Below are 14,093 nucleotides of genomic sequence, written 5' to 3' on the forward strand. Positions count from 1 at the left end.
GGCCTATATGTCCCGGACCAGCGTGACGAAAGCGTGTGCGGGAAATTCACCGGCGGCCGGATGCTCTTCGCGCGCGGTTTCGCGCCACTCGGGGCCGGTAGCGGGCATTGCGGTGTCGCCGGGGTAGTCGGCGTGGATCTCGGTCAATTCGATGCGGTGCGCGAGCGGCTGGAACAGCCCGTAGATTTCCGCGCCGCCGATCACGGCGACTTCGCCGTCACCGGCCAGGGCGAGGGCCTCTTCGACCGAATGCGCCACTTCCGCGCCTTCGGCCTGCCACGCCGCATCGCGGGTCAGCACGATATGGCGGCGGCCAGGAAGCGGGGAGGGGAAGCTGTCGAAAGTCTTGCGGCCCATGATCATCGGTTTGCCGATGGTCATGGCCTTGAATCGCCTGAGATCGGCAGGGAGGCGCCAGGGGAGGGCGCCGTCGCGGCCGATCACGCCGTTCGCGGCGCGGGCGTAGATAAGGAAGAGGTCCTGCGCCAAGGGCCGGTCAGTCGCGCTGGAAGGTCAGGCGGGTGACATGCCCCATCTTGCGCCCCGGACGCGACGCGCCCTTGCCGTAGAGGTGCAGGTGGTTGGCCGGATCGGCCAGGATCGCCTGCCAGTCGTCCGCCTCTTCGCCGATCAGGTTGCGCATTTCGACGGCGTCGGCAGCAAGGCCGGTATCGCCGAGCGGCAGTCCGCAGATCGCGCGGACATGGTTCTCGAACTGGCTGGTGACCGCGCCCTCGATGGTCCAGTGCCCGGAATTGTGCACGCGCGGCGCCATCTCGTTGAACACGGGGCCGTTCTCGGTCGCGAAGAATTCCAGCGTGAGCACGCCGACATAGTCCAGCGCTTCGGCCACTTTGGCGGCGAGTTCGCGCGCGGCGGGAACCTGTTCGAGCAGGCGCTCCGGCGCGGGTACGGTGCTGAGCGCCAGGATGCCGCTCTCGTGCACGTTGTGAGCCGAATCGAAATAGCGGATGTCGCCGTCCGCGCCGCGGCACAGGATCACCGAGAATTCGGCGAAGAAGGTGACGAAGCCCTCATAGATCAGCGGCTGGGCGGGAAGGTCGAGGCCCTCGGCGTCCCCCGGCGTCATGATCCGCCACTGGCCCTTGCCGTCGTAGCCGTCGCGCCGGGTCTTGAGGATGCCGGGCGCACCGATCTCCGCGATGGCCTTTGCCAGGTCCTCGGCCGAATCCACCGGCGCGAAGGGGGCAGGGGTGCCGCCGAGGTCCGTGACGAAGCGCTTTTCGTTCAGCCGGTCCTGCGCGGTTTCGAGCGCGAGGGGCTTTGCCAGCAGGGGCACGTCGCCGAGCGCGGCGAGCGGGCCGACCGGCACGTTCTCGAACTCGTAAGTGACGACCGCGCAGCCCGCCGCGAAGCGGGCCATGGCCTCGGCGTCATCCCAAGCGGCGCAGGTGAATTCGGCGCTGACTTCCGCGGCGATCGAATCGGCCTCGGGGGCGTAGATGTGGCAGCGGTAGCCGAGCTGGGCCGCAGCCATCGCGATCATCCGGCCGAGCTGGCCGCCGCCGAGAATGCCGATGGTTTCGCCGGGAGGGATCATCTTTGGAACTCGTTGCGTGCAGGCCCTTCGACAAGCTCAGGGCGAGCGGACTTCAATTCAATTCGGATAACACTGTTACCCGCTCATGCTGAGCCTGTCGAAGCATCATGCCCGAGCTGGCAAAACAGCCGGTCCGAAGCAATCAGACCGGCTTTTCCGCCACGCTGGCCGTCTGGTCCGCGCGGAAGGTCTTGAGGCGTTCGGCCAGCGCCGGGTCGGCGGTGGCGAGGATCGCGGCGGCGAGCAGGCCCGCATTGGCCGCGCCCGCCTCGCCGATCGCCAGCGTGCCGACCGGAATGCCGGCGGGCATCTGGACGATCGAGAGCAGGCTGTCCTGCCCCGAAAGCGCCTTCGACTGCACCGGCACGCCCAGCACCGGAAGGTGCGTCATCGAAGCGATCATGCCGGGCAGGTGGGCGGCGCCCCCGGCTCCGGCGATCACCACCTTGAAGCCTTCGCCGTCCGCACCCTTGGCGAAGTCCACCAGGCGTTCCGGCGTGCGGTGCGCCGAGACGATGCGGGCGTCATAGGCGACGCCCAGCTTGTCCAGCATGTCCGCGGCGCGCTGCATGGTCGGCCAGTCGGACTGGCTCCCCATGACGATGGCTACAGGAGTCCCCACCCCGCTCATCTCAACGCTCCGAGAGATAGTAGCGGTCGAGCACCGCGAGATCATCCGCCAGATCGTAGACGATCGGCTGGCCGGTCGGGATTTCGAGGCCGGTGATCTCGTCGTCCGAAATGCCCGAGAGATGCTTGACCAGCGCGCGCAGGCTGTTGCCGTGGGCGGAGATCAGCACGTCGGCACCGGCCTTGAGGTGCGGCACGATCGAACCTTCATAGTAAGGCAGGACGCGGGCGATGGTGTCCTTGAGGCTTTCGGTCTGCGGCACGTCGATCCCGGCGTACCGCGCGTCGGTGGAGAGATCGAACTCGCTGCCGATTTCCAGCACCGGCGGCGGCGTGTCGAAGCTGCGGCGCCAGATCTTGACCTGTTCGTCGCCGTGCTTGGCAGCGGTCTCGGCCTTGTTGAGGCCGGTGAGGCCGCCATAGTGACGCTCGTTCAGGCGCCAGTCCTTGGTTTCCGGAATCCACAGCAGGCCCGCCGCTTCGAGCGCGAGATGCAGGGTGCGGATCGCGCGGGTCTGGAGCGAGGTGAAGGCGACGGTGGGCGCGATGCCCTTGTCCTTCAGCAGTACGCCAGCGGCGCGGGCTTCTTCCTCACCCTTTTCGGTAAGGTCGACATCCCACCAGCCGGTGAAGCGGTTTTCGAGATTCCATTGGCTCTGGCCGTGGCGGACGAGGATCAGGCGAGGCAAGGCGTACTCCCAGGTCTCAGCGGCGATCCCCTCGGGAAACGCCCGTTGGCAGACTGACTCTATGTCTGGCGCAGCCCCTAGCTTTCCGATGCCGGTTTGGAAAGACCGCCCGATTCGTTTTCGCTGTCGTTTTCGCTTCCTGATTCGGCCACCGGCAGGGCTTCGTCGCTCCCTGCCTCGAAGGCTCGAGCCTGGACCTTGCGGCGACGAAGATTTTCACGGAGCTTCGCAGCGAGCCGTTCCTCGCGGGATTGCTGGGGTTGCGTCATGGTTCGGGCATCTTTCGGAGGGCCTTTGATGTCCTTCGAAATGGCTTTCTGAAAAAGAATGCGCAAGTGTCGCTTGACAATCTTCGCGGTCACGGACATTAGCGCGCCCCTGCCCCGGGTCGCCGGGACAAGCGCTTTCCGGAGACGGAAACTCAGGCGCTGCTGTAGCTCAGTGGTAGAGCGCGTCATTGGTAATGACGAGGTCGGGAGTTCAATCCTCCCCAGCAGCACCATTCTCCCCCACATCGAGAATTGGTGATCCCGCGGGCAAGCTGCGGATGTTCCACGTGAAAACCCGTGGAACTGTGACTTTTATGTTGCACTGCAACGTTGTCACGAAAGTGCCATTCCGTTGGCATGTAACTGTCATGAACCCTGCCTAGACGCGCCGCAATTCGTCGCAAAACAGGGTTCTAGTTCATGAAAACCTCCCTCCGGATTGCAGCCGGACTGCTCGCTTCGGCATCGTTCGCCACGATCGCGCACGCCGGCGAAGTCGCAGGCAGCGTCCACGACGCATCGGGCAGCCGCCCGTTGCAGTCGGCTTCGGTACGCATCGTCGAACTGAACCGCGCGGCCGAGACCGATCGCGCAGGTAACTATGTGTTTGGCGACGTGCCCGCCGGCACCTACACTCTGGAAGCGCGCTATGTCGGCGCCGAAGTGACCACGCAGTCGCTCACTGTTCCGGCAACCGGCCGCATCTCGGGCAACTTCGATCTTCCCGCGATCGGCGGCGGCGACATTCTCGTCACCGGCCAGACCGCGAACCTCACCAGCGCCCTGTCGCGCCAGAAGGCCGCCGACGGCGTGGTCTCGGTGCTGACCCGCGACGCCGTGGGCCAGTTCCCCGACCAGAACGTCGCCGAATCGCTGCGCCGCCTGCCGGGCGTCAACATCCTCAACGACCAGGGCGAGGGCCGCTACGTTTCGGTTCGCGGCCTCGATCCGGACCTCAACGGCACCTCGATCAACGGCGTGCGCATGCCCGCGCCGGAATCGGACGCCCGCTCGGTCGCGCTCGACGTGGTTTCCTCCGACACCATCGAATCGGTGGAAGTGAAGAAGTCCTTCACGCCCGACATGGACGGCGACTTCATCGGCGCCTCGGTCGAGATCAAGACCACCAGCGCCTTCGATTCGAAGAAGAACCGCTACTCCCTCAGCGCCGAAGGCAGCTGGAACGACTATTCGGGCAAGGTCACGCCGAAGGGCGCTTTCGACTTCACCCAGAAGCTGGGCGACGATTTCGGCATCGCCGGCTCGGTCAGCTACTACAAGCGCAAGTTCGAGACCGACAACGTCGAGACCGGCGGCTGGAATGTCGACGACGACGGCAATGCCTGGGCCGAATCGGTCGAGTACCGCGACTACGACGTCGAACGTACCCGCATCAACGCGGCGCTTTCGGCCGACTGGCGCGTATCGGACTCAACCAAGGCCTATGTCCGCGGCAACTGGGCGCAGTTCGACGACCATGAATATCGTCGCCGCACGACGCTGGACTTCAGCGACTTCGACGGCCCGAGCGGTGTTTCCGGTTCGACCGCCAGCTTCGACGGCAGCGACGAGCGCATCACCGTAGAGCGCGACCTCAAGGACCGCTTCGAGCGTCAGCGCATTCGTTCGGTGGCCATCGGCAGCGACACCGACACCGGCACCTGGAAGTTCAACTGGCAGGGCAGCTATGCCAAGTCGAGCGAGAAGGAGACCTTCTCCATCGACCCGACCCGCTTCCGCGCTCGTTTCCGCGCCGGCACCGTGGTCGACATGGATTACTCCAAGACCTACTATCCGACTTATTCGGTGAGCGAGGGCGCGGACGACTTCAACGACGCTTCCAGCTACGAATTCAACAAGACCGAACTCACCACCCTGTCCGACAGCCAGGACGAGGAATGGGCGATCAAGGCCGACCTCGCCCGCACCTTCGCCGGCGACAACGGCGACTTCACGGTCCAGGCCGGTGCCAAGGCGCGCTGGCGCAAGAAGTCCTACGACTTCAACATGAACTACTACGAGCTGGCCGACGATGCGCCGGACTACACGCTGGCCGACGTGCTGGGCAAGCAGACCTACCGTCTGGTCGACATGGGCCCGGTCGCCAGCAAGGGCGGTCCCGCCGACTACCTGCTGTCCAATCCCGATTCCTTCGTGGTCAATCCTTACGAAAGCGGCATACCTTCCGCCCAAGGCGACTATTCGGTACGTGAGGATATTGTTGCCGGCTACGCCATGGCCCGCTGGGACAGCGCCACGCTGCGCGTGATCGGCGGCGTTCGCGTCGAGCGCACCCACAACGAACTGAACGGCAACGATGTGACCGACCTCAGCGAGGAGGAGGAATACTCCGTCACGCCGGTCAGCCTGAAGCGTAACTACACCAACTGGCTGCCCAGCCTGACGCTGCGCTACAGCCCGCAGCAGAACCTGGTGGCACGCCTTGCCGGTTACAAGACGGTTGTGCGCCCCAAGCTTTCGCAGCTGGCGCCGCGCAACTTCATCACCAAGGATTCCAGCAGCAACAATGCCGAGCTCGAAGCGGGCAACCCCGAGCTGAAGCCCTACCAGGCCTGGAACTTCGACGCCGGGTTCGACTATTACTTCTCGAACAACGGTGCCTTCACGGTCGGCGGCTTCTACAAGTCGATCAAGGACTACACCTACAGCTATAACTCGAAGGAAAGCGGCGTCTACAACGGCATCGCCTACGACGAGCTGACCATACCGATGAACGGCGACACCGCCACGATCGCCGGCCTGGAAGCCAGCTTCAGCCAGGTCTTCACGATGTTGCCATCGCCGTTCGATGGGCTGCTGACCCAGATCAACTACACCTACACTTACGCCCGCGGCACGGTGTTCAGCGACGATGACGGCACGCAGATCGCCCGCCGTATTTCGCTGCCGAACGCCTCGAAGAACACCTTCAACGTCGTGCTCGGCTACGAGAAGGGTCCGATCAGCCTGCGTGCAGCCGGAACCTTCCGCGATAAGTATCTCGACGAGGTGACCAGCTCGGCCGAGACCGACCGCACCGTCAACCAGCACTTCCAGCTGGACCTCTCGGCCAAGTACAAGCTGACCGACAACATCCGTCTCTTCGCGGACTGGGTGAACGTCAACAACGCCAAGTACTTCGCCTACCAGAACCTCGGCGGCGTCAAGCGCGCGCTCCAGTACGAGGAATACGGTTCGACCGTGAAGTTCGGCGCACGAGTGACCTTCTGATGAAGGCTGTTTTCACGAACCTCGCCGGAATCGTGAAGCAGGGGTCGGGAGCATTGCTCCCGGCCCTTCTGCTTACCGGTTGCGCGACGACGGGCGGAGCGCCTGCCGCCGTTCGCCTGCCCGCCACCGATGTTCCCGCCGAGGCGGAGACCGATCCGGTCGGCACGGCCAACGTCGATGCCGCCGATGATCCGGCGATCTGGCGTAATGCCGCAAATCCCGCGGCCAGTCTGATTCTCGGCACCGACAAGAAGGCGGGGCTCTACGTCTACGGTCTCGACGGCAAGGTGCGCGATTTCGCGGCGGCGGGTGCGCTCAACAACGTCGACTTGCGCGAGGTGCGCATGGCGGACGGGGCGAGGCGCATTCTCGTCGGTGCCAGCGACCGCACCGACAGGGCCGAACCGCGCATCGCCTTGTTCGCCCTTGACGGCGCGAGCGGCAAGCTCTTGGCGCTCGGCGCGGAGACTTTCCTTCCCGCGGGACACGCTCCGGCCGAGGCCTACGGCTTCTGCATGGGCAATGCCCTGGCGCGAGACGAACTGGCGCGGGCCTATGTCGTGCTCAAGGACGGCTCGGTGGCGGAAAGCCGCCTGGTCGAAAAGGACGGGCGGATCGCGGCGGACTATGTGCGGCTGGTGAAGTTCGCCACCCAGTCCGAGGGCTGCGTGGTCGACGATGCGGGCAAAGTGCTGTTCGTGGCCGAGGAAGATGTCGGAATCTGGAAAGTCCCGCTCACGGGCGCGAATCTCGTGGCGGAGCCTTTCGCCCGCGTCGGCGCCGAGGACGGGCTGGTGGCGGATGTCGAAGGCCTGGCCGTGGCGCGCGAAAGCGGTGGACGGGCCTGGCTCGTCGCCTCCAGCCAGGGCGACAATGCCTATGCGCTGTTCGATCTGTCCTCGGGCAAGCCGGCTGGTCGCTTCCGCATCAACGGCGGCGCGATCGGCGGCACCAGCGACACCGACGGCATCGAGGTCATGCTCGGCGATTTCGGTGCGCAGTTCCCCGAGGGTCTGATGGTCGCGCAGGACGGCGATAACGCTCCCAAGGCGCAGAACTTCAAGATGCTGTCCTGGCGGGCGATCCGCACAGCGCTTGGAATCGAGTGAGCGTCAATGGCCCGGCTTGAGAAACCGTGCTCCGCTGGAGTATCAGGGCGGGCGATGACACGCTTTTCGAATCGCCTGAAACTCTCTGTCGGCGCGGCCGTTCTGGCCGTGTTCGGCATGCCCGGCGCGGCTTCCGCTGATGTGCTGGAAATCGGCACGAACGGCTACCAGTGGGTGGCCGGTGGTCCGGCAGGGCAGGGCCGTGACACCGTGGGCGCGGAAGTGGCTGCGATGGAGGCGGTTCCAGCGGCACTCGAAGCCTCGCAGCTTCATCCACAGTCGATCACCGATGCGCTCGATGCCGCCGGGCCGACCCGCTGGCGCGCGCGCGTGGCGGAACTGGCCGCCAAGTACGACATCAGCCCGGCGTTGTTCGAGGCGGTCGTCTGGCAGGAGAGCCGCTGGAACGAGGCGGCCCGCTCGCCGGTCGGCGCGCGCGGGCTGGCCCAGCTGATGCCGGGCACGGCAGCCCAGATGGGCGTGAATCCCGGCGATCCCACGGCCAATCTCGAAGGCGGCGCCCGCTACCTGCGGATGCAGCTCGATGCCTTTGGCGGCGATATCGAGAAGGCGCTGGCGGCCTACAACGCCGGTCCCGGCCGGGTGCAGAAGGCGGGCGGCATCCCCCGCATCCGCGAGACCCAGGCCTATGTCGCCTCGATCATGGCCCGTCTGACGGGCCCGGTTCGCCGATAGAAAAAGCGCGCTCCTTGCGGGAGCGCGCTCTTGTCATCACCGTGTTCCGAAGACAGCTCAGCCGAGCAGCTTTTTCGCGATGGTGCGCACTTCTCCGCCCATGTCGGGACGGTCGAGTGCGATGGCGAGGGTCGCTTCGACGAAGCCGACCTTCGAGCCGCAGTCGAAGCGCTGGCCCGCGAACGTCACGGCGTGGAACGGCTGCTGGCCGATCAGCTTGGCCATCGAATCGGTCAGCTGGATCTCGCCGCCGGCGCCCTTGCCCTGGTTGGCGAGCAGGCCCATCACTTCCGGCTGGAGGATGTAGCGGCCCGAAACGATCTTGTTCGAGGGGGCGTCGGCCACCTTGGGCTTTTCGACCAGGCCCTTCACTTCGGTAAGTGCGCCGTTCACCGCGCCGGGGGCGATGACACCGTAGCTGGAAACTTCCTCCATCGGCACTTCCAGCACCGAGACGAGGTTGCCGCCGACTTCGTTGTAGGCATCCACCATCTGCTTCATGCAGCCGGGCGAGCCGTACATCAGCTCGTCGGGCAGGAAGATCGCGAAAGGTTCGTCGCCGATGACGGCACGGGCGCACCAGATGGCATGGCCGAGGCCAAGCGGCACCTGCTGGCGCACGGTGACGAGATTGCCGGGCTGGATGCGGGTGGGTTCCAGCGGATCGAGCGACTTGCCGCGCGCGGTCATCGTCGCTTCCAGTTCGTAGGCCGTATCGAAATGCTCGACGATCGCGGTCTTGCCGCGGCCGGTGACGAAGACGAATTCCTCGATCCCCGCCTCGCGCGCTTCATCGACCGCATATTGAATCAGCGGCCTGTCGACGACGGGAAGAAGTTCCTTCGGAATTGCCTTGGTGGCGGGAAGAAAGCGGGTTCCAAGTCCTGCGACCGGAAACACGGCTTTGCGGACGGGCTTTTTAAACTGGGGTGCAGACATGGTTAACGGTCTGGCTCCATTTGGTTACGGTGCGGTTAAAGCTGGACTTATTTCCTATAAAGCCTGCTTTGCAGATGCAGCGCAACAGTCCATCCGTCTTTCTCCGAGGTGTGCTTGCTGCGCGGCCAAATCCCGCTAAATAGCGGCGCATGGACAAGATCATCATCCAAGGCGGCAAGCGCCTCTCCGGCACCATCCCCGTTTCCGGCGCGAAGAACGCCGCATTGACGCTGCTGCCTTGTGCCCTGCTGACCGAAGAACCGCTGACGCTGCGCAATTTGCCGCGTCTGGCGGACATCGACGGCTTCCAGCACCTGATGAATCAGTTCGGCATTTCGACGATGATCGCGGGCAGCCGTCCGGAAGACTTCGGCCGGGTGATGACGCTTCAGGCCACCCGCATCACCAGCTCGGTCGCGCCTTACGATCTGGTCCGCAAGATGCGCGCCTCGATCCTGGTGCTCGGTCCGATGCTGGCGCGCATGGGCGAGGCGACAGTCTCGTTGCCCGGCGGCTGCGCGATCGGCAACCGCCCGATCGACCTGCACCTGAAGGCCCTCGAAGCGCTCGGCGCCCAGATCGAGATGGCGGCGGGCTACGTCCGCGCCATCGCGCCTGACGGCGGCCTTCCGGGCGGTCGCTATTCCTTCCCGGTGGTTTCGGTCGGTGCGACCGAGAACGCGCTGATGGCCGCCGTGCTCTGCAAGGGTAAATCCACCCTGCACAACGCCGCGCGCGAGCCGGAGATCGTCGACCTCTGCAACCTGCTGGTCGCCATGGGCGCGCAGATCGAGGGCATCGGCACGTCCGACCTCACGATTCACGGCGTGAACCGCCTGCACGGCGCCACCTATATGGTCATGCCGGACCGCATCGAGGCGGGTTCCTATGCCTGCGCCGCTGCCATTACCGGCGGTGAAGTCCTGCTGAAGGGCGCCAAGATCGAGGACATGGAGGCCACGGTGCAGGCGCTGCGCGATGCCGGCGTCCATGTCGAGGCGACCGCCGACGGTCTCCACGTCGCCGCCGACGGCCCGCTGAAGCCGGTGACGCTCTCCACCGCGCCCTATCCGGGCTTCGCCACCGACATGCAGGCCCAGCTCATGGCGCTGCTCTGCCGTGCCGAGGGTTCGAGCGTGCTGACCGAGACGATCTTCGAGAACCGCTACATGCACGTTCCCGAACTCAACCGCATGGGCGCGCATATCGAGACCAAGGGCCGCACCGCCGTCGTCCACGGCGTGCAGAAGCTGACCGGCGCCGAAGTCATGGCGACCGACTTGCGGGCCTCGATGAGCCTTGTCATCGCCGGTCTTGCGGCAGAGGGCGAAACGCAGGTTCACCGCCTCTACCACCTCGATCGCGGCTATGAGCGGCTGGAAGAAAAGCTGGCGCTGGTCGGCGCGCAGATCGAACGGGTCGGCGGCGAATAAGGCAACCGATCGGTCCCGCGGTGCGTTGCCCCTTCGAATAAGCGACAGGAGCAACGACCATGGGCTTGATCAAGTTGGCAGCAGCCGGTGCCATCGGTTACGCACTCTACAAATATGCCAATCGCGACAAGGAGCAGGTAGCCGCCGCAGGTGGCGCCGACAGCTATCCCGTTCGCGATGCGGGGCCGGAGAACATGACTCACACCCCGCCGCGCTGGTCCAAGACCGACGAGGCGATCGACGAAAGTTTCCCGGCCAGCGACCCGCCGGCCACGTACTGATCTTTAGCGAAACCGACGCAGTGTAGCCGAGGGGGCGGAGCCGCAAGGCTTCCGCCCTTTTCCGTTCTCGGACGCCAGTATCAGGCGCCAATATCAGGTTCGCGCTGCAACCAGCCAGACGCGAATCGCGCTGGCCAGGCCGGGCGGTGTGTCGGCCTCGAGCCGCTCGGCATCGATTCGCGCGACCAGGGCGTTGATCGGAACCGCCTCGTGCGTGGCAACCTGTCGCAGCAGATCCCAGAACACCGGTTCGAGGCTGATCGAGGTCTTGTGCCCGGCGATTTCGATCGAGCGCTTGATCGGCGGATGGTAGATCGACGTCATCACCGAAGTCTAGCAGCGGGCAGGCAGACAAGGAAAGGTGGGAGACACGCCGGATGCCGGGCGCTATCTACCGGGGAATGCAAGGCATTATCATCTACATCGGCGCGGCGCTGGCCGAGATCGGCGGTTGCTTCGCGTTCTGGGCCTGGCTGCGGATGGGCAAGTCGCCGTTCTGGCTCATTCCGGGCTGCGCATCGCTGGTGCTGTTCGCCTGGCTGCTCACTTTGGTCGACAGCAGCCATGCCGGGCGCACTTACGCGGCTTATGGCGGCGTCTACATCACCTCGGCGCTGTTGTGGCTGTGGATAGCCGAGGGCGTCCGCCCGGACCGTTGGGATCTTGGTGGAGCGATGATCTGCCTGGTCGGGGCGGCCGTGATCCTGTTTGGGCCCCATCGGGCCTGAGCGGAAGAACCGGCCGGGCACAGCGCCGGGCCGGTCCTCCAACCCATCAATACATGTGCTGGCCGCCGTTGATGCTCAGCGTCGAGCCGGTCACGAAAGCGGCGTTCTCCGAGCAGAGGAAGGCGCAGCCGCGCGCGATTTCGTAAGCGCTGCCGAGGCGGCCGACCGGGATCTTGGCGACGATCTTCTCCAGGACCGGCGGGGGAACGGCGGCAACCATGTCCGTATCGATATAGCCCGGGGCGATGGCATTGACGGTGACGCCGTACTTGGCGCCTTCCTGGGCCAGCGCCTTGGTGAACCCGTGGATGCCGGACTTGGCGGCGGCATAGTTCACCTGGCCGTACTGCCCGGCCTGGCCGTTGATCGAGCCGATGTTGACGATGCGGCCCCAGCCGCGCTCACGCATGCCGGAAAACGTGGCCTTGGCCATGTTGAAGCAGCCGCCGAGGTTGATGCGCATCACCTCGTTCCAGTCGTCGAAGGACATCTTGTGGAGCACGCCGTCGCGGGTGATGCCGGCGTTGTTGATGACGATATCGACAGGGCCGACTTCTTCCGTCACCCGCGCCACGCCTTCCAGAACGGCTTCATGGTCGCCGACGTCCCATTTGTAGGCGGCAATCCCGGTCTTGTCTGTAAAAGCCTTAGCCTTTTCGTCATTGCCTGCGTAATTTGCAACTACAGTGTGGCCCCTCTCCTGGAGAGCCAATGAAACGGCCTCTCCGATACCCCTGGTTCCACCGGTAACGATAGCAACGCGCGCCATTATAAAGCCTTTCGCTTAGTGAGCATCCACCGAGCACAGGCTAGAAAATGGAATGGGACGGGGCAAGCGAAGCCTTGGGGCGATGACGGTTATTTAAGCTGAAGTGATTGAGAGAAATGCACCCATGGTTGCAAAAATCAGAACTTGAACTGGGTTCCTACGTAGACGGCCTGGCTATCCTGTCGCCCGTCCGTCAGCGGCATCAGTCGCTCGCGCTCCTGCGAGTAGCGCAGGCCTGCGGTGAGATCGAGATTGTTCGTCACCCGGTAGGAGCCGCCGACGTCGACTTCGCCCGCTTCGCCCGCGAAAGTATGGGGCGCGCGGCCCGGCGCGCGCTTCTCGTCGATGGAGAGGCGGGTGGTGAAGCGCGGCTCCTTCTGTTCGGCCGTGCCCGCCTGGAGGCTGAACTTCCTCAGTTCCGGTGCGTCGGAAATGCTGCGCGCGGCAGCGGGGGCCGTGGCGGCGGCGATATCCGGCGCGAAGTTCTGGTAGCCGCGCGCCACGCCGAGGTTGAACGCGGTCGGCGCGATCTTCAGGCCGCCGATTCCGGCCATGTCATTGCGCGCGATCGGAGTGCGATTGCGCACGATGATTGCCTGTGCCGCTTCGCGATCAATGCGGACGGCCACGGTGACCGCGCGGTCACGCCGGGCGGTGGGGCCGGCGGGGGTGAAGGGGAAGTTCTCGCCGTCGCCCAGCGACCGCATCGCGATGGCGCGCGACAGATTTTCGGGAGAAGTCTCGGGATCGAGGGCACCGAAGGAGCGGGAGGAGGAGTTGGTCTTGAACGTGGTGGTAAAGGCCAGCACGGCGCTGGGCAGAGCGAGCACGACCACACAGCACGTCAGCATCAGGCTGGTCCGCATGCCGCCTTTCGAGATGGCCCGATCCGAGAGGGTTCCATCCATTGGTCTTGCGCTTTCGCTATTCATTACCGATTTCCGCCATTCACGGCTCTCAGGGGCCTTCCGTCTACCTGTCTGAACAGGTCCGCTATCCTCATCGGCGCAGCTTAACACAGGATGATCGCCGGGGGGAGGGGGCGCCGAGCGCGTATCGGCGTCCGTCCGCAAACTGCCGCTGCCCGTTCAGCAAGCGTTTAGCCCTGCCTCGCTTATGGCGGCAAGCTGATGAAGCCGCACTTGCCGCCCCGGCAGTGGCGGCTATAGAGGCGTTTCACGGCAGGCGCGCGGAAAGTCCGGCACCTTCGCCAAGACAGGAACTGGGAATTACGATGACAGGCAGCACCCATACCGGCCTTCTCTCTGCTCGATCGCTGGCAACCGCGGGCTTCTGCGCCGTGGCCGCGCTTGCGCTGGCCGGCTGTGGCGGCGGCCGCAAGCAGGTGAATTCCTCGATCGCGCCTTCGGCGGTAACGACCATCGGCGTGAACAGCTACCTGTGGCGTGCCAGCCTCGATTCGCTCTCGTTCATGCCGCTGCTCCAGTCGGACAGCGCCGGCGGCGTCATCGTCACCGACTGGTACGTCAACCCCAAGCAGCCGGGCGAGCGCGTCAAGGTCACCGTGATGATCCTCGACAAGGACCTGCGCGCCGACGCCCTGCGCGTGACGGCTCAGCGCGAAGTTTCGGCGAACGGCGGCTGGACGGCGGCTCCGGTCCAGGCGGCCACCGTGCAGAAGCTGGAGGACATCATCCTCACCCGCGCCCGCGATCTTCGCCGCGATTCGATCGGCGGCTGATTTTTCCCCTGCGGGCTGATCCGGCCCGCAGTTTCAATTGCGCGGGTGACATGCGC

General features: G+C 65.0%; 16 protein-coding genes and 1 tRNA gene. 8 read left to right on the forward strand and 9 right to left on the reverse strand.

Annotated features, from left to right (window positions below):
- Positions 1-3 precede the first annotated feature (3 nt).
- From V7066_RS17380 to V7066_RS17400, 5 genes are all read right to left on the reverse strand, one after another.
- Positions 4-489 (reverse strand): dihydrofolate reductase, encoded by a 486-nt coding sequence (locus V7066_RS17380; RefSeq protein WP_334184245.1) that lies wholly within the window; start codon positions 487-489, stop codon positions 4-6.
- Between the two features lie 7 nt (positions 490-496).
- Complete coding sequence (locus tag V7066_RS17385; protein WP_334184246.1) at positions 497-1,561, reverse strand: 5-(carboxyamino)imidazole ribonucleotide synthase; 1,065 nt, start codon at positions 1,559-1,561, stop codon at positions 497-499.
- A 142-nt stretch (positions 1,562-1,703) separates the two neighbouring features.
- Entirely contained in the window at positions 1,704-2,192 is a 489-nt protein-coding gene (gene purE / locus V7066_RS17390) for a 5-(carboxyamino)imidazole ribonucleotide mutase (protein WP_334184247.1), read from the reverse strand.
- Position 2,193: 1 nt separating this feature from the next.
- Entirely contained in the window at positions 2,194-2,880 is a 687-nt protein-coding gene (gene gpmA, locus V7066_RS17395; protein WP_334184248.1) for a 2,3-diphosphoglycerate-dependent phosphoglycerate mutase, read from the reverse strand.
- 77 nt (positions 2,881-2,957) lie between these two features.
- Positions 2,958-3,248: a hypothetical protein gene (locus V7066_RS17400; protein WP_334184249.1), complete on the reverse strand. Its 291-nt coding sequence runs from the start codon at positions 3,246-3,248 to the stop codon at positions 2,958-2,960.
- Between the two features lie 59 nt (positions 3,249-3,307).
- Here V7066_RS17400 and V7066_RS17405 point away from each other — a divergent pair.
- The 4 genes from V7066_RS17405 to V7066_RS17420 all read left to right on the forward strand — a co-directional run bounded on the left by V7066_RS17405 (position 3,308) and on the right by V7066_RS17420 (position 8,185).
- A tRNA-Thr gene (locus V7066_RS17405) sits at positions 3,308-3,382 on the forward strand.
- Positions 3,383-3,569: 187 nt separating this feature from the next.
- A complete protein-coding gene (locus V7066_RS17410; protein WP_334184250.1) occupies positions 3,570-6,380 on the forward strand; it encodes a TonB-dependent receptor in 2,811 nt (936 codons plus the stop codon).
- Entirely contained in the window at positions 6,380-7,489 is a 1,110-nt protein-coding gene (locus V7066_RS17415; RefSeq protein WP_334184251.1) for a phytase, read from the forward strand. The genes V7066_RS17410 and V7066_RS17415 overlap by 1 nt, the downstream gene beginning before the upstream one ends.
- Positions 7,490-7,543: 54 nt before the next feature.
- Positions 7,544-8,185 (forward strand): lytic transglycosylase domain-containing protein, encoded by a 642-nt coding sequence (locus V7066_RS17420; RefSeq protein WP_334184252.1) that lies wholly within the window; start codon positions 7,544-7,546, stop codon positions 8,183-8,185.
- Between the two features lie 57 nt (positions 8,186-8,242).
- On the opposite strand, the gene V7066_RS17425 is transcribed toward V7066_RS17420, so the two are convergent.
- Positions 8,243-9,124 carry a UTP--glucose-1-phosphate uridylyltransferase gene (locus tag V7066_RS17425; RefSeq protein WP_334184253.1) on the reverse strand — a complete coding sequence of 294 codons (882 nt, stop codon included), beginning with the start codon at positions 9,122-9,124 and terminating at the stop codon, positions 8,243-8,245.
- A 149-nt stretch (positions 9,125-9,273) separates the two neighbouring features.
- Between V7066_RS17425 and murA the strand changes: the two genes are divergently transcribed.
- The gene (gene murA / locus V7066_RS17430; protein WP_334184254.1) at positions 9,274-10,557 is read left to right on the forward strand and encodes a UDP-N-acetylglucosamine 1-carboxyvinyltransferase; all 1,284 of its coding nucleotides are present in this window, start codon (positions 9,274-9,276) and stop codon (positions 10,555-10,557) included.
- A 59-nt stretch (positions 10,558-10,616) separates the two neighbouring features.
- Positions 10,617-10,838 carry a hypothetical protein gene (locus V7066_RS17435; RefSeq protein WP_334184255.1) on the forward strand — a complete coding sequence of 74 codons (222 nt, stop codon included), beginning with the start codon at positions 10,617-10,619 and terminating at the stop codon, positions 10,836-10,838.
- Between the two features lie 93 nt (positions 10,839-10,931).
- Here V7066_RS17435 and V7066_RS17440 read toward each other — a convergent pair whose 3' ends face one another.
- A complete protein-coding gene (locus tag V7066_RS17440; protein WP_334184256.1) occupies positions 10,932-11,162 on the reverse strand; it encodes a ribbon-helix-helix domain-containing protein in 231 nt (76 codons plus the stop codon).
- Positions 11,163-11,239: 77 nt separating this feature from the next.
- On the opposite strand from V7066_RS17440, the gene V7066_RS17445 reads away from it, so the two are divergent.
- Positions 11,240-11,566 (forward strand): YnfA family protein, encoded by a 327-nt coding sequence (locus V7066_RS17445; RefSeq protein WP_334184307.1) that lies wholly within the window; start codon positions 11,240-11,242, stop codon positions 11,564-11,566.
- A gap of 46 nt (positions 11,567-11,612) precedes the next feature.
- Here the strand turns inward: V7066_RS17445 and phbB are convergent, their stop codons facing one another.
- Positions 11,613-12,335: an acetoacetyl-CoA reductase gene (gene phbB, locus V7066_RS17450; protein WP_334184257.1), complete on the reverse strand. Its 723-nt coding sequence runs from the start codon at positions 12,333-12,335 to the stop codon at positions 11,613-11,615.
- 137 nt (positions 12,336-12,472) lie between these two features.
- On the reverse strand, positions 12,473-13,243 hold the full coding sequence (locus tag V7066_RS17455; protein WP_334184258.1) for a hypothetical protein: 771 nt from the start codon (positions 13,241-13,243) through the stop codon (positions 12,473-12,475).
- Positions 13,244-13,569: 326 nt separating this feature from the next.
- Here V7066_RS17455 and V7066_RS17460 point away from each other — a divergent pair, with 326 nt between their 5' ends.
- Positions 13,570-14,037, forward strand: a complete 468-nt coding sequence (locus V7066_RS17460; protein ID WP_334184259.1) for a DUF3576 domain-containing protein — start codon at positions 13,570-13,572, stop codon at positions 14,035-14,037.
- The last annotated feature ends 56 nt before the right edge of the window (positions 14,038-14,093 follow it).

It is taken from the genome of Novosphingobium sp., assembly GCF_036820275.1.
Lineage (GTDB): Bacteria > Pseudomonadota > Alphaproteobacteria > Sphingomonadales > Sphingomonadaceae > Novosphingobium.

Bases quoted from the DNA above. Each gene is read 5' to 3' on its own strand.
- V7066_RS17385 (WP_334184246.1), bottom strand. From the start codon at position 1,561: ATGATCCCTCCCGGCGAAACCATCGGCATTCTCGGCGGCGGCCAGCTC.
- purE (WP_334184247.1), bottom strand. From the start codon at position 2,192: ATGAGCGGGGTGGGGACTCCTGTAGCCATCGTCATGGGGAGCCAGTCC.
- V7066_RS17400 (WP_334184249.1), bottom strand. From the start codon at position 3,248: ATGTCCGTGACCGCGAAGATTGTCAAGCGACACTTGCGCATTCTTTTT.
- V7066_RS17410 (WP_334184250.1), top strand. From the start codon at position 3,570: ATGAAAACCTCCCTCCGGATTGCAGCCGGACTGCTCGCTTCGGCATCG.
- V7066_RS17415 (WP_334184251.1), top strand. From the start codon at position 6,380: ATGAAGGCTGTTTTCACGAACCTCGCCGGAATCGTGAAGCAGGGGTCG.
- V7066_RS17420 (WP_334184252.1), top strand. From the start codon at position 7,544: ATGACACGCTTTTCGAATCGCCTGAAACTCTCTGTCGGCGCGGCCGTT.
- V7066_RS17425 (WP_334184253.1), bottom strand. From the start codon at position 9,124: ATGTCTGCACCCCAGTTTAAAAAGCCCGTCCGCAAAGCCGTGTTTCCG.
- murA (WP_334184254.1), top strand. From the start codon at position 9,274: ATGGACAAGATCATCATCCAAGGCGGCAAGCGCCTCTCCGGCACCATC.
- V7066_RS17435 (WP_334184255.1), top strand. From the start codon at position 10,617: ATGGGCTTGATCAAGTTGGCAGCAGCCGGTGCCATCGGTTACGCACTC.
- V7066_RS17440 (WP_334184256.1), bottom strand. From the start codon at position 11,162: ATGACGTCGATCTACCATCCGCCGATCAAGCGCTCGATCGAAATCGCC.
- V7066_RS17445 (WP_334184307.1), top strand. From the start codon at position 11,240: ATGCAAGGCATTATCATCTACATCGGCGCGGCGCTGGCCGAGATCGGC.
- phbB (WP_334184257.1), bottom strand. From the start codon at position 12,335: ATGGCGCGCGTTGCTATCGTTACCGGTGGAACCAGGGGTATCGGAGAG.
- V7066_RS17455 (WP_334184258.1), bottom strand. From the start codon at position 13,243: ATGGATGGAACCCTCTCGGATCGGGCCATCTCGAAAGGCGGCATGCGG.
- V7066_RS17460 (WP_334184259.1), top strand. From the start codon at position 13,570: ATGACAGGCAGCACCCATACCGGCCTTCTCTCTGCTCGATCGCTGGCA.